Origin of the sequence: Psychrobacillus sp. FSL W7-1493, from assembly GCF_038004905.1 — a bacterium.
Taxonomy (GTDB): domain Bacteria; phylum Bacillota; class Bacilli; order Bacillales_A; family Planococcaceae; genus Psychrobacillus.
Genome location: NZ_JBBOSB010000001.1, coordinates 1,787,687 through 1,802,402 on the forward strand (window position 1 = coordinate 1,787,687; position 14,716 = coordinate 1,802,402).

The window sequence follows — 14,716 nt, forward strand, 5'->3', positions numbered from 1 at the left end:
TCAGTTACCCAACGGAATTGCATCCTCCAAAATCAAAGAGGAAAAAGATAATTTATGATTAAGAAACAAATATTTAACATTTTTGAAACTTTTACCTAAATAGGTTCGTATACCCTTAGAGAGCGATAGAAGAGGTCTACCTAGGGGGAACAATATGCACAGATGGATTAATATATTAGGTAAATTTCTTTTAGGTATTATTGGGATTATTTTAATTAGCTGCGTTCCCATCGTTTTGTTTCAAGTAGGTAGCCTCTTTGACTTTTCTTTCTATTTACGAACAATTTTTGAGGTATGTAAAAGTTTGTTTTTACCATCTGAATGGCATCTTAGCTATCTCGTAATGCAAACAATGGAGATTATTCCGATTAGCATATCGGAATACTTGAAGGGTCCTTATTTCTATTCTATGACTATATTGATAGTCTCTTTTGTGTTTTCCTTTTTCATTTCATTTATATTAGCTATTTTTACGACTATTTCAAATGGTCCGGTCCAAAAGCTTTTACTACGATTTGCAAATATACTAAGTGCGATTCCTGATTTTGCATACATATTTCTTATTCAATTAGCCGTAGTACAACTGTATACGATGACAGGTTTACGACTCCTTTCTTTTTATAGCTTAGGAGGAGAAAGGGTTTATGCGGCTCCTATCATTTGCCTATCGGTGATGCCAGCCATTTTGTTTTATAAATTATTGGTGCTTTTATTTAAACAAGAGCTGGACCAGCCATATGTAGAGCTTGCTAGATCCAAGGGGCTTTCTAATCTCGAGGTGCTGATTAAGCACTGTACCCGTAATGTTCTGCAGAGTGTCTTCTTTCAATCAAAATCAATCGTCTGGCTCACTTTGTCCTCCTTGTTCATAGTAGAGTATCTTTTTGGGATAGAAGGGATTCTACACTATTTAACGAATGATTTTAGTCCAAAGGGTATTACTTTCATATTACTATCGATATTCATACCATTTTTTCTATTCTATTCGGTTGTTGAAAATCTGGTTAAAAGGGGTCGACAGGAAAAAAGCGTTATATTTGAAGGGTTACGAGTGCCACTCTTAGATCGACTGCAGTGGAAAGCAATTTTTCGATACAAAAATAAGGCACATACACGGAGCTTCAATATATTCTCCAGACAACGTCTGGATATAACAATTCCTGCATTAATAATTGTTGGACTATTCAGTGTGTCCATCGCCTATTATTTTATCTTTCATGACTATGTAGAGCAGGTAAATTTTTTATATGGTGAGAACTGTAGGCTTATCGGTAGGCCACCACTTCCTCCATCTAGTAGTATTATTTTTGGTACAGATCCATATGGATATTCTATTCTTCAGCAACTGCTTGTTGGAACAAAATATACAATTGGTATGACTGTGTTAATCGCTACGATCAGAGTAGGCGGCGGATATTTACTAGGAATTCTATATGCGTTCTTTCTGAACGAAAGATGGAGGAAGGTAATAAATAGTATCGCCGATGGTATGCACTTTTTACCTTTAACATTATTAATGTTTATATTACTTTTACCAATTTTAACTATTTCAACAAGTGGCTTAGAAACAAGCTTAGGAGAAAGGCTTTTCATCCAAGTTTTGATCATGTCCGTGTTAGTCCTCCCCATAACTACTAGTCTTATAGGGAATGAAATGAATGAGGCAATAAAAAAAGAATATGTGCAAAGTTCTGCTGTAATGGGCGGGTCATTAATATGGGTTATTCTGAAGCATATCAACCCACAAATAGGAAGAAAGCTTTGGTTATATTGGTCTCAGCATGTAGTACAAGTACTTCAAACACTAGTACATTTAGGGGTTTTATCTATTTTTGTCGGTGGAGCGATAAGCTTTCCAGATAGTGCTAGACTCTCTCCAGTCATTTACGAATTATCTGGAATGATATCTATTGCAAAGGAAGTATTTTTAACGAGACAACTATGGCTGATTCTACCACCATTAGCTATATTTATGCTGCTTATCTTTAGCTTTCAGAAGATAGCAGAGGGCTTCACAGAAAAACAAATGCAGTTAGGTATACAAAAGAAACGGCGGGAGTTTAAATGGCTTTATATTACAAGGAAGATGGCGAACAAAATGAACAAATAATTTTCTTTCTACATGGCGGCGGGGTCGGAGGTTGGATGTGGGACGAACAGGTTCAGTACTTTAAAGAAAAATATCATTGTATAGTACCTGATCTCCCAGGGCATGGTCGTAGTAGGGAGACTGATTTTGTCTCTATTAAAGATTGCGCATTTCAACTCTTACACTTACTTGAGGGAAAAAAAGAAGATAAAAAGATAATAGTCGTGGGATTTTCACTTGGTGCCCAAATTGCGATTCAGATGCTTAGTCAGTCTCCCAATTTAATCGATTATGCAATGATTAACAGTGCTCTCGTAAGAAAAGTACCATTTGGAAAGGAAATGGTTAAACCTACTATAAAGTTAACATATCCTTTGATAAAATATAGATTCTTTTCCAAGCTACAAGCTAAACAATTGTATATTGGTCCAAGCCTTTTTGAAAAATACTTTAAAGATAGCAATCGAATGTCTTTAGATACATTGACAATGGTTCTAGAAGAGAATATGTCTTTTCAAGTACCAGATTCCTACTCTGACGTAAAAGCAAGGCTTTTAATAACAGTAGGCGAGAAAGAAAGAAAAGTGATGAAAAGTTCAGCAATTGACCTTTTATGCAAGCAAGACAGGGCTCAGGCAATTACTATCACTGGTATTGGTCATGGAATTCCATTAGCAGCTCCAGAGTTTTTTAATGATATATTAGAAAACTGGTTAGAAGGTGCAGGACTACTTCTGAACACTAAAGTAATAACGAAATGTTGAACTAATAATGGAGCTTCTTTAACCAGGAATCACGTAATCTAGTAAGAAGAATGACTGTTAGAATGTTTCATTGCATCCCAACTACTATTCAGAATTTTTATTAACGCAAAATTCTTCTAATATATAGAAGAAACTCAATATTTTTTTAAGTTAAAATTTAATTGTCGTATGCTTTTTACCTTAAATGTTATCTTAAAAAAAGCAAAACACTCCCTTTTTTAGTGTTAGGAGTGTTTTGCTTTTTCTAAAAACCAATAGAATGATTGTCTTCTTCCCAGTCATTTTTTATGGTTCGTTTATTTTGTTTAATCAGCTCGTCGATCCGTGTTTCGTATTCCAGCTTACCATCATAATGCCAGTTTAGTGCAATGGACATGTACAGCTCGTTTAGTTGAGAAACGGATAAGCCTTTTGATCGTTTAGCTATATCTACTAAGACGTGGTCAAGAAGAATCTTCTTTATATCAAGCTTACGTAAATAATTTTCTCTCACTTGTTGGGGTGGTGAAGGAATCTCATATGCACGATCGAATCTTCCGGCACGGTTAATTAATGCTGGATCAATCTTCTGTGGGTAGTTAGTTGTTCCAATGATAAATAGACCCTCTCTAGATTGTGTTCCGTCTAATGTGTTTAAAAAGACAGATCTTGTATACTCGGGCATCGAGTCAATGTCCTCAATCACCAGAATAGCTGGGGCTAATCTAGAAACAATTCCAAAAACCTCTTGGATGGAGTGACTTCCTGTGAACTCAGTGATTTGCCAATACACAACGGGGGCATTAGTAGATCCGGTTATAGATTTAACTAATGTAGTCTTTCCATTACCAGGGGAACCATATAGTAATATCCCTCTTTTGTAGGGAAGGCCATAATCCTTGAAAAAATGTCCATCCTCTTTGAAAAATTCATCGATTGAACGAAAAATATCTTGTTTAATATGATTCTCTAGTAAAACTTCTTCTCGTGGAACAACTGCTTGTTCACTATATTTTCTTCGTTGCACCCCGTGCTCTGTGTCTACTAAAAAAGTAACAGACTGCATAAGAAGCTCACGAAGCTTTTCATTTATCTCTTCTAAAAAGAATAGGGCAGCTTTAGGTGAAGTTGAAAAGAAGAAGTATTCCGGCCAAGAGTTTCCTTCAGAGTAGTTAAATGCCATTGTGATAGCTACTTGATAATCTGGAAACAAAACAAGTGTATTTTCAAATGTACTCACAATTTCCAAATGGTTTTCCATGGAAAGTAAAGATTTACTGGAGATTTTACTTAAAGGCTTAGTGTCGTAAATATTTGCTAAAATTTTATAAGGAATCAATTGATGTTCCATCATTTCGATTAGACTAGTATCTAATTGATTAAATTGATTGTCAATGTTGACTATTTGCCAGTTGCCTGCCTGTTCCTCATTTAAAAGATTAGTGATTCGTCTTGTCAGAATAGCAAAATCCTCATAACTTGGATGAATCTCCCGAAATTGTTCTTCATGGGAAAATAATACTTTCATAGTAGTTCATGCCCCCTTAGTGTAAGCTCTAAACAAAAAAGGTTCCTCTTGTTAAGAAGAACCTTATGTTATACTATTTAGATTTGATTTTGCCGGTCCAGCCCTTAAAGCCGCCTTGTAACTGGTTAAGTTGCGTATGACCTTTTTTCTTTAAGAACATAGCTGCACGTCCACTTCTTGCACCATTTTGACAATACAGATATACTGGTTTGTCTGGGCGAATTTCTTTGTGGCGTTGTCTTAACTGTGAGGAAGGAATATTTCTTGCTCCAAGGATATGGCCACCATCAAATTCTTTAGGCTCGCGTACATCGATTAATTGAGCTTTACGATAGCCCTCGATGAATTGCTCCTGCGTAAGGTTTGTAACTGTTTTCTTTAGTCGGTATGCTGAAATTCCTGCATAAACTAATAATACGACCAATATTGCTATAATAATATAAAGAGTCTCTAACACGGTCTTTCCCCTTTCTATACTTCCATTATCTATTATAAAAGATTTGCTAGATACAATTCAATCATTTTGGTAAAATGAATAGCGTTGTTAGGGGGGAGAAAGTTTGAAAAAGACAAAATGGTATTTTATTGATTCAGGTCCGTGCGCCCCGTCCTATAATATGGCGCTTGACGAGGCCCTTTTAGATTGGCATAGTGAAGGGTTGATTCCACCAGTGATTCGATTCTATGAATGGAATCCTGCAACTCTATCGATTGGTTACTTTCAATCGGTAGAAAAAGAGATAGATATGGAAGCAGTTAAAAGGCTCGGTTTAGGATTTGTCCGCAGACCGACGGGAGGACGAGGAGTTCTTCATGAACATGAACTTACATATAGCGTGATTGTTTCGGAAAACTATCCAGATATGCCAGCAACAGTGACAGAAGCTTATCGAGTGATCAGTGAAGGACTATTAAAGGGATTTCAAAGTCTGGGATTAGAGGCTTATTTTTCTATTCCTAATACTCCAGATAAACTACAAGCCTTAAAAAGTCCGAAAACTGCTGTTTGCTTTGACACACCAAGCTGGTATGAGCTCGTAGTAGAAGGCAGGAAAGTAGCTGGAAGTGCTCAAACTAGACAAAAGGGTGTTATACTTCAGCATGGTGCAATTCTTTTAGACTTAGATGATGAAAAACTTGTGCAGACTTTCAAATTTTCTTCCGATGAAGTCCGGGAAAAAGTGAAAAATAGCATTAATCAAAAAGCTGTTGCTATAAACAAATTATTACAAAAATCGATACCAATAGACATATGTAAGGGTGCTTTTAAAAAGGGATTTTCGGAAGCCTTAAACATTGAATTGGTGCCATTTCATTTAAATAATGAACAAAATGAATACGTGAAAATGCTGGAAAGACGGCGTTATGCAAATGACGCCTGGAATTTTAAAAAATAAAAGTATGAAAGACATATGGAGAATATGAGGTATAGGAATTAATACTTAAAAATTAATTTGAAGAACTAAATTGCTTTACACCTCTATATGTAGTGCCGTATGATAAATGAAACTACTACATCTTGTGTCAATACGAGTTGTAGAAAGGAGGAAAAGAATTGGTAACTACTACAAATGAATCTCAAATAAAATTAAATGTAAAAGAATTAAATCACGATATCGAATTATTTCCTCAAGTACATCCAATAACAGAAGATATGAATCTAACACACAAAGGTGTGTCACGTTTGGTGATGATTGATCGATATTCATTCAAGGATACCGAAAAGAAAACACTAAAAGTAGGGGATTTTGTCGTATTAACGGTGAAAGAAGACCCTAAATTTCCTGCACGAGGTCTTGGTTATATTGTATCCATTAACCAGGAAGATAAAACGGCAGAAGTTTTAATCGAGGAAGATTATCGTAGTGCAATCGATGATAGTACTAAAGTTAAATCAGGAATCGTACGCCGTCCTTTAAGTGTTATTGAAAAACCTTTGGAGGTTTTCTATGAGCAAATTGCTAAGCGTAATGCGACTGGACTAGCTTCTGTTGAAGTGACAGAAGAAAAAAGAGCAGAATGGTTCGAAAAGTTCTATCAGCAATTAGTATCGCTAAAATTTATCCCAGCTGGACGAGTGCTATATGGAGCAGGTACAGGTACAGATGTAACTTACTTTAATTGTTACGTTATGCCTTTTGTTGCTGACTCACGTGAAGGCATCAGTGATCATCGAAAACAAGTGATGGAGATCATGAGTCGTGGTGGTGGAGTTGGAACAAACGGATCTACATTACGTCCTCGTAATACTTTAGCTCGAGGAGTTAATGGTAAGTCTTCAGGTTCGGTTTCTTGGTTAGATGACATTGCTAAGCTGACGCACCTAGTTGAACAAGGCGGTTCAAGACGCGGTGCTCAAATGATTATGCTTGCAGACTGGCATCCAGACATCGCAGAGTTTATCATTTCTAAAATGCAAAACCCACGTATTCTTCGCTTCTTGATTGAGAACACAAATGATGAAACAATCAAACAACTTGCAAAGGACAAGCTTAAGTTTAAGCCGCTAACTGCACAAGAGGAAGCAATGTACCAAGGAATTGTAAACTACCAACACATCCCTGGTTTAGGTGGATTTAGCGATGAAATCATACGCGATGCTCAAACGAAACTAAGAGATGGCGGAACTTTTTCTGTTCACAATCCGGAGTTTTTAACAGGAGCGAATATTTCTGTAACTTTAACTGAGGATTTCATGAAAGCTGTAGAAAAAGATGAAGACTTCGCTCTTCGCTTCCCTGCAACAGAAACTTATACAGAAGAAGAGATGGCTTTTTATAACGAAAATTGGCACAAAATTGGTGATGTTCGTGAGTGGGAGCGTATGGGCTACAAGGTTCGTACATATCGCACAGTGAAAGCGAAAGAATTGTGGAACTTAATCAATATTTGTGCAACTTACTCTGCTGAGCCAGGCGTATTCTTTATCGATAATGCTAACGAAAAAACAAATGCAACTGCATATGGTCAAAAGGTTGTTGCAACAAACCCATGTGGAGAGCAGCCACTTGCTCCGTATTCAGTATGTAACCTTGCAGCAGTCAACCTAGCTCAGTTTGCTAACAAAGATACAAAAACAGTTGATTTTGAAGCATTAAAAGAAACTGTTCGTGTGGGAGTTCGTATGCAAGATAACGTAATCGATGCTACGCCTTATTTCTTAGAGGAAAATAAAGTTCAAGCACTTGGTGAAAGACGTGTAGGTCTAGGTGTCATGGGATTAGCTGACCTTTTAATCTATTGCCAAAAAGAATACGGCTCTGAGGAAGGAAATCTTCTTGTTGATGAAATCTTCAAGACGATTGCTATAGCTGCGTACGAAACATCTGCAGACCTAGCAAACGAAAGAGGTAGCTTCCCGTTCTTGACTGGAGAAACAGAAGAGGAAACGAACAGACTTCGTAAGGCATTTACGGAAACTGGATTTATGCAAACAATGCCACAGGAGATTCGTGAAGCTGTACTTGAAAAAGGTATCCGCAATTCTCACTTATTGACTGTTGCACCTACTGGATCCACGGGTACTATGGTTGGAGTTTCTACTGGTTTAGAACCTTATTATTCATTTACGTATTACCGTAGTGGTCGTTTAGGTAAATTTATCGAGGTAAAAGCGGATATTGTACAAGAATACTTGGATGCAAATCCGGATACCAAAGAAGATGAATTACCTAATTGGTTTGTAACCGCAATGGAATTGCCACCAGAAGCCCATGCAGACGTACAATGTATCATTCAACGTTGGATTGATAGCTCTATTTCGAAGACTGTAAATGCTCCTCGAGGATATACAGTAGAACAAGTAGAAGGTGTTTACGAACGTCTATATAATGGTGGAGCAAAAGGCGGAACAGTATATGTGGATGGAAGCCGTGACTCCCAAGTTCTTACCCTTAAGGCGGAAGAAAACACTGTAAACGATGATACGGTGAAGGAAGAAAAAGTGATGGAAAAACGTCCAATCGTATTAATTGATACGATTCAAGATATACGTTCTACTAACGTTACAATCGGTTCAGAGGTTGGTAATACCTGTCCTGTCTGCCGTAAAGGAACGGTAGAGGAAATGGGCGGATGCAACACTTGTACAAATTGTAATGCCCAGTTGAAATGTGGACTGTAAATTTTATAGAGAGCATTTGATATGGATTTGAATTAAGTTTGTACAATTTCAAATAAAATTACACCCCTTTGGATTATTTTATCCAAAGGGGTTTTATTATGTCCAAAACACCTAAATAAGGGATAGGTGCTTCTTAAAATCAACATCATCATACTTATATAGATTAAAATATTATTTTGGTATTTTATTTCAAATATATAAAATAATTCTAAAATTTTATATTGACGCTCGATATGTATTCTCTTATATTTGAATTATGTTAATATTCAAAATAATTCGAAAGGGGATTGATTGTATGCAAACAAAAAGGTTAATGACTAAAATTTTTCTTCTATTTATTTTAAGCTTATTAGTTTTTGGGTGCAGTGATGAGACATCAAGCAACGGGAACAAAGAAACCGATGGAGGAAAAACTCTAGAGGAAGTAAATTTGGTTATGTATAGCTGGAGACCAGAGGACCGAGAAATGTATGAAAAGGCAATTACGAAGTTTCAAGAAACTTACCCTCATATTAAAATAGATTTTCAGCCATATAAATCTACTGAGTATAATACGATACTATCAAATGCACTGATTTCTGGAGATGGACCTGATATTATTCAACTTCGACCATACAGTGGAGCTAAATCTATAGCTGATAACGAATACCTTCTTGCGTTAGATGATCTTAATGGAATTGATAATATTAGCGAAACTTATCTGGATGCAGCTAAAGGCAGTGACGGCAAGGTTTATGGTGTACCTTTATCTTTAAATGCCGGTGTTATTTTTTATAATAAAAAACTTCTAGAAGAGAATGGCATAAAAGAGCCTAAAACATGGGTCGAGTTTATAGAAGCATGTAAAAAGCTTAAGGATGCAGATATAATTCCAATTGCTCAATCGGGAAGAGCTGCATACTTGTTGTCGATGACCCACGGAGTCATCGCACCTGGTGCTTATGACAATAATGCATATGTAGAAAAAATTATATCTGGAAGTACAAATTTAAAAGATAATAAATTTGTGGAATCAGTTAAAAGAATGGGTGAATTAAAGGAATTTTTCCCGAAAGATTTTATCGCATTGGAAGATTCAGATGCACAAACATTGTTTTTCACCGAGCAAGCAGCCATGTACATTAACGGAGACTATCGGTTGAGTAATATTGAGACTACTGCTCCGGATTTACCTGTTGGTATCATTCCGGGTCTGTCTAACGAAGAGAGTGAAGATCCTGCAGTAGTGACTTGGGTGGATGGATCCTACGCAGCTGTTAAAAATTCTGAGTATCAAGAAGAAGCAAAGTTATTTATGGAATTTTTAACATCATCAGAGTTTGGTCAAATTTTTACAAACGAATCAAATAGGTTAAGTGCAGTGAATGGAGTAGAACCTCAGCATCCACTGGTTAAATTAGTTTCAGAGGCTAGTGAAAAGCACTCAACTCCATATTTAATGCTAGTTCATTTTGGTGAAGGTGAGCCAACAACAAAAACAACTTTTGAGAATGCACTACAAGGTATGTATCTAGATGAATTATCGGTAGAGGCTGTTATTCAAGAGTCTCAACTAAATGCTGATAGAGCAGCCGGTAAATAAGTGAAGTAAATTTATTCAATTTAATTTAGAGCTGAATTTCAGCTCTAAATTATTTTAAGGAGGGATAAAATGGTAGAAATTAAGCCTTCGAAATCTATGGGTGCTGCTAATAGGAAATTCAAGAAAAATTTTAATTTTAAAAAACATCTTGTTCATTTATTTCTATTACCTGCGGTCTTATTATATGGAATATTTCAGCTTTATCCACTTATTACGGCTGTAATAAACAGCTTTTATTCATGGAATGGCTTCAATCGGGATACCTTTATTGGAATTGATAACTTTATTTTGATATTTACCGAATCACCCTTTAAAGAAACTTTTTATAATGCATTTAAACATAATTGGATATTCTTTATAGTCAATGTATTTTCTGAATTAGTAATTGCATATATCTTAGCTTTAATTATTAATAGTAGGCTAAAAGGAAAGGAATTTTTCAAGACCATTTTCTTCCTTCCGAAACTTCTTTCAGTAATCGTGATTGGTTTTTTATTTAACTTAATACTTAATCCAACATCCGGAGCATTAAACGTAATGTTAAAGGCGGTAGGGTTGGACTTTTTAGCACAGCCTTGGTTAGGTAGTACAAATACAGCTCTTATTACAATTATTCTTATTAGTAGCTGGGCTGGTATTGGTTTCTCTATGTTGATTTTTTTAGCAAGTTTACAAACTATAGATAAAGAAATTTTTGAAGCTGCCAAAATAGATGGCGCTTCGGGCTTAAAATTAATTTTTAAAGTAACGATTCCAATGACAATGACTGCAATCATGACTATGGCTGTTTTAACATTTATAGGTAGCTTCGAAACTTTTGAACTCATTTTTGCATTGCAAGGCTCTTCAGGCGGACCATATTATTCTACGGATGTTTTAGGTACATATTTTTACCGGTTAGCATTCGGGTCAGCTGATGGAGGACAATCAATAGGTTTAGGTTCTGCAATTGCAGTTGTACTATTTTTAATCATTGCTTGTTCAACAGCTATCCTAATGTTTTATTTCAAGCGAAAAGACTTTGAGAGGTAGGAGGGAGAAGGCATGAGGACAAAATGGTATGTACAGTTATTAAAGTATTTTATTTTAATTATAATGACTTTTATTATTGCTTATCCTATTTTTTTAATGATTAGTTCATCCTTTAAATCTAAACTTGAAATTTTCACATCTCCTCTGGGTTTACCAAAAAAGCTATCATTTGAAAATTATCAAATTGTTTGGGAAAAAGTTAATTTTTCAGATTACATATGGAATAGTATCCTTGTTAGTTCAGCTTCTGTATTCATAGTGATTTTTGTGTCGTCCTTAGCTGCCTTTTATTTGTCCAGATATTCGTTCAAGTGGAATGCATTTATTCTGTTCTTTTTTATGATTGGTCTAATGTTACCTATGAAACTTGCGATTATTCCACTTTATTTGATTATGAGAGATTTTGGATTATTAGATACCCATTATTCATTAATTGCTGTTTATGTGGCTGGTGGGATTCCTTTTGCTGTATTTTTGTTTTACGGTTTCTTTAAAACCCTCCCTAAAGATTTAGAACAATCTGCGAGATTAGATGGATGTAATGATTTTCAAGTATACTACAAAATTGTTTTACCATTAATGAAGCCATCAATAGCAATAGTGGGAATTGTTAATTTAGTAAATGTTTGGAATGACTTTTTTTATCCCTTAATTTTTATTAAAACTGATGAACTTAGAACTATTCCAATCGGAATGTTAACCCTTTTCGGTGAGTATGATACAGAGTGGAATCTGCTATTTTCAGGATTGACAATCTCATCATTACCCTTATTATTAGCATTTATTTTTGCCTCTAGATTGTTTATAGATGGTTTGACGTCAGGAGCGATGAAGTAATGAATGAACGATGGATTACCTTTGATCTTGATGGGACACTTATGCAAAATCCATTTGTAGAATGGGTTTTCCCTGAAATCGAGGAGATAGTATCAACTGCGGCGAAGAGAAAGATAGAAGTGAAAAATGCAATGTTTTCTGAACATATCAACCGTATGAAACAAAATAAAAGTGTGGAAGCATATGACTGGGATAATATATTAGTAGAATTTCTCCATGGTAGCGGGATTGATTGTGAAGTTAATATCGAGGAACTTGTAAAAAAGCATTCAGTATCTCCAAAAATTAAACTACTGGAAACAAATGTTATAGAAATATTAAATCAGTTGAAAAAAAGTGGATATAGACTTGCGGTTATAACGAATGGTCATGCAAAGTATCAACTTCCTGTAGTTGAGCATTTGCAATTGAGTGGTTTATTTGATTATTTTATTACTCCGGAAAAAGGACATTGTGCCAAGCCAAATATTAAGATTATTGAGTCTTTAATGAAGAAAGGGAAGGTGGTTGCTCACGTAGGAGATAGAATTGATCATGATGTGTATTTAGCAGCTCAAATAAATATTAAATCAGTTTTCATTTATCGTGATCTTCCAAAACAATTACAAAATAGTTCCCCTTTTGAAAGAAATAAAGACCCAATTTTTTTAGAGTTATATAAACACAAGTGGCAAAAAGAAACTGGCACGAAGACTAGTGAAATTCCTAATTTACCTATACCAGATATCGTTATTTATTCAATACGAGAGTTAATTGATGTTTTGTGAGGAATTAACAATGTTTGTAAACAAAACTTGTTCCTTTCAAAAGACTGGGACATAACTAGTCAATAAGTTAAAAAATGTGAAATCAGTATCATGATTTCGCGTTTTTTCTTTTTAAGGCAGCTATTTGGAATTCTCCTCATTCTAGTTGTGGAGACGGCGACTCTTGCGGGAACAGGGGGCCTTATTAGGAGCAAAGCGACGAGGAGATTGGAGCAGTGCCCGGAAAGCAACTGCTGTAACGAAAAACAACTACTGAAATTTGAAAGAGAACCCCAAAATTATACAAAGCGGTAGAACTTCCGAGAATGATTTTTGGATGAGAACTTTCTACCCGCTTTCATGACGCTTAATGTTACGTAACCTCTTTTGAAGAAATGTTCTAGCTATTTGTTTAGTAAAACAAGAAAAGGTACAAACTGTCTCTAAAAGGAGGAGAGCAGAAATGAAAAGTTTATCGGTATTAACCAGTTTGGCTGCGGCTATTGGCATTACTGCGTTACTTAAATTTTTACACTTATTCAGTTTTATTAAATGGAATCCAGTAGGTTTTTCAAAATCCTTCGAGATGTTTGAGGATACCAATGTGTACTTACGATGGTTGGTTTTATTTCTAGTTATTTGGGCTATTAGTATAGTTATTTATTATATAAGTATTTTAACTGCCAAAGTACCGATTGCTATATCTAGTCTTATTTTTGGGATACTTTTAGCATTTGTTGTTGAGTGGTTAATTATCGATGCCCCTACAGTGCTTAAAACGATGAAGAAACTATCCATACCATTTATTTGTATTGTAGTTATTGGAATGCGTTTTCTAATGGAGTCAGCTATTTTTCATTCTAAGGATCAGCCCATCAGAAAATGAAAATTTACCACCCTTCTTTACTATGATAAAATAGACTATAGTGTTTATTTTGAATATGGGGAGAGGGAAATTGATGAAATTAGAAAAGCTGCGTTTAGCATTAGAAGAAAGAGGCGTTGACGCATTATTAATAACAAATGATTACAGCCGTCGGTATATTACCGGATTCACTGGGACAGCGGGTGTAGCCATAGTTTCTAAAAATGATGCAGTTTTTATTACAGACTTCAGATATACAGAACAAGCTGCTAGTCAAATTAAGGATTTCCGTATAGTTCAACATACTAAAACGTTGATAGAGGAAATTTCCCACCAAGTAAACGAAATGGGTATTAAATCACTTGGCTTTGAAAAAGATGACGTAACATATGGTGTATACGAATTATATAAACAAGCTGTTTCAGCAGATTTAGTACCTCTATCAGGTGTAGTAGAAAAAATTCGCTTGATAAAGACGGACGAAGAGATTAGTATAATAAAGGCAGCTTGTCGTATTGCAGATGAGGCATATGAGCATATCGTGACTTACATAAAACCCGGCATGACAGAACTTCAAGTCTCGAATGAACTAGAATTCTTTATGCGTAAACGTGGCGCTACCTCCTCTTCTTTTGATACAATAGTAGCTTCAGGTACGCGTTCTGCATTGCCACATGGTGTAGCAACAGATAAAGTAATTGAAGTTGGCGATTTTGTAACATTAGATTTCGGAGCACTTTACAACGGTTATATTTCTGATACTACTCGTACAGTTGCAGTAGGAGAGCCGAGTGAAAAACTAAAAGAAATTTATCAAGTAGTTTTAGATGCTCAATTATTAGCTCTTGAAAAGGTTCAACCAGGAATGACAGGTAAAGAAGCGGATGCTATTGCACGAGACTATATTGCGTCAAAAGGATATGGTGAGGCATTTGGTCATTCACTTGGTCATGGTATTGGTCTTGAGGTACATGAAGGACCTGGTTTATCCTTCCGATCAGACATTGTTTTAGAGCCAGGAATGGTTATAACAATTGAACCGGGAATTTATCTGCCGAACATCGGTGGGGTGCGCATAGAAGATGACGCACTAGTTACGGAGAATGGATTAGAGAAGTTAACACATTCGACGAAAGAGCTACTTATATTATCGTAATTTGGAGGGAAATAA

General features: G+C 35.7%; 12 protein-coding genes. 10 read left to right on the top strand and 2 right to left on the bottom strand.

Annotated features, from left to right (window positions below; genetic code table 11):
* Positions 1 to 154: 154 nt before the first annotated feature.
* On the top strand, positions 155 to 2,110 hold the full coding sequence (locus MKX96_RS09050; RefSeq protein ID WP_340883260.1) for an ABC transporter permease subunit: 1,956 nt from the start codon (positions 155 to 157) through the stop codon (positions 2,108 to 2,110).
* The gene (locus MKX96_RS09055) at positions 2,065 to 2,853 is read left to right on the top strand and encodes an alpha/beta fold hydrolase (RefSeq protein WP_340883261.1); all 789 of its coding nucleotides are present in this window, start codon (positions 2,065 to 2,067) and stop codon (positions 2,851 to 2,853) included. Before MKX96_RS09050 ends, MKX96_RS09055 begins: the two co-directional genes overlap by 46 nt.
* A 244-nt stretch (positions 2,854 to 3,097) precedes the next feature.
* Here the strand turns inward: MKX96_RS09055 and MKX96_RS09060 are convergent, their stop codons facing one another.
* On the bottom strand, positions 3,098 to 4,360 hold the full coding sequence (locus MKX96_RS09060; protein WP_340883262.1) for an ATP-binding protein: 1,263 nt from the start codon (positions 4,358 to 4,360) through the stop codon (positions 3,098 to 3,100).
* 73 nt (positions 4,361 to 4,433) lie between these two features.
* Positions 4,434 to 4,817 carry a rhodanese-like domain-containing protein gene (locus tag MKX96_RS09065; RefSeq protein ID WP_169358126.1) on the bottom strand — a complete coding sequence of 128 codons (384 nt, stop codon included), beginning with the start codon at positions 4,815 to 4,817 and terminating at the stop codon, positions 4,434 to 4,436.
* A gap of 103 nt (positions 4,818 to 4,920) precedes the next feature.
* On the opposite strand from MKX96_RS09065, the gene MKX96_RS09070 reads away from it, so the two are divergent.
* The 8 genes from MKX96_RS09070 (at position 4,921) to MKX96_RS09105 (ending at position 14,701) form a co-directional block, all read left to right on the top strand.
* On the top strand, positions 4,921 to 5,757 hold the full coding sequence (locus MKX96_RS09070) for a lipoate--protein ligase family protein (protein WP_340883263.1): 837 nt from the start codon (positions 4,921 to 4,923) through the stop codon (positions 5,755 to 5,757).
* 158 nt (positions 5,758 to 5,915) lie between these two features.
* Positions 5,916 to 8,483 (top strand): vitamin B12-dependent ribonucleotide reductase, encoded by a 2,568-nt coding sequence (locus MKX96_RS09075; protein ID WP_298472699.1) that lies wholly within the window; start codon positions 5,916 to 5,918, stop codon positions 8,481 to 8,483.
* 295 nt (positions 8,484 to 8,778) lie between these two features.
* Entirely contained in the window at positions 8,779 to 10,065 is a 1,287-nt protein-coding gene (locus MKX96_RS09080; RefSeq protein ID WP_340883264.1) for an ABC transporter substrate-binding protein, read from the top strand.
* A 69-nt stretch (positions 10,066 to 10,134) separates the two neighbouring features.
* Positions 10,135 to 11,097, top strand: coding sequence for a carbohydrate ABC transporter permease (locus MKX96_RS09085; RefSeq protein ID WP_340883265.1), 963 nt, complete (start codon positions 10,135 to 10,137; stop codon positions 11,095 to 11,097).
* Between the two features lie 12 nt (positions 11,098 to 11,109).
* Positions 11,110 to 11,934: a carbohydrate ABC transporter permease gene (locus MKX96_RS09090; RefSeq protein ID WP_340883266.1), complete on the top strand. Its 825-nt coding sequence runs from the start codon at positions 11,110 to 11,112 to the stop codon at positions 11,932 to 11,934.
* Positions 11,934 to 12,701: an HAD family hydrolase gene (locus MKX96_RS09095; protein ID WP_340883267.1), complete on the top strand. Its 768-nt coding sequence runs from the start codon at positions 11,934 to 11,936 to the stop codon at positions 12,699 to 12,701. The genes MKX96_RS09090 and MKX96_RS09095 overlap by 1 nt, the downstream gene beginning before the upstream one ends.
* Positions 12,702 to 13,143: 442 nt before the next feature.
* Positions 13,144 to 13,566: a DNA helicase gene (locus tag MKX96_RS09100; protein WP_340883268.1), complete on the top strand. Its 423-nt coding sequence runs from the start codon at positions 13,144 to 13,146 to the stop codon at positions 13,564 to 13,566.
* Between the two features lie 70 nt (positions 13,567 to 13,636).
* Positions 13,637 to 14,701 carry a M24 family metallopeptidase gene (locus MKX96_RS09105; RefSeq protein ID WP_340883269.1) on the top strand — a complete coding sequence of 355 codons (1,065 nt, stop codon included), beginning with the start codon at positions 13,637 to 13,639 and terminating at the stop codon, positions 14,699 to 14,701.
* Positions 14,702 to 14,716 lie beyond the last annotated feature (15 nt).

Bases quoted from the DNA above. Each gene is read 5' to 3' on its own strand.
- MKX96_RS09050 (WP_340883260.1), top strand. From the start codon at position 155: ATGCACAGATGGATTAATATATTAGGTAAATTTCTTTTAGGTATTATT.
- MKX96_RS09055 (WP_340883261.1), top strand. From the start codon at position 2,065: ATGGCTTTATATTACAAGGAAGATGGCGAACAAAATGAACAAATAATT.
- MKX96_RS09060 (WP_340883262.1), bottom strand. From the start codon at position 4,360: ATGAAAGTATTATTTTCCCATGAAGAACAATTTCGGGAGATTCATCCA.
- MKX96_RS09080 (WP_340883264.1), top strand. From the start codon at position 8,779: ATGCAAACAAAAAGGTTAATGACTAAAATTTTTCTTCTATTTATTTTA.
- MKX96_RS09085 (WP_340883265.1), top strand. From the start codon at position 10,135: ATGGTAGAAATTAAGCCTTCGAAATCTATGGGTGCTGCTAATAGGAAA.
- MKX96_RS09090 (WP_340883266.1), top strand. From the start codon at position 11,110: ATGAGGACAAAATGGTATGTACAGTTATTAAAGTATTTTATTTTAATT.
- MKX96_RS09095 (WP_340883267.1), top strand. From the start codon at position 11,934: ATGAATGAACGATGGATTACCTTTGATCTTGATGGGACACTTATGCAA.
- MKX96_RS09100 (WP_340883268.1), top strand. From the start codon at position 13,144: ATGAAAAGTTTATCGGTATTAACCAGTTTGGCTGCGGCTATTGGCATT.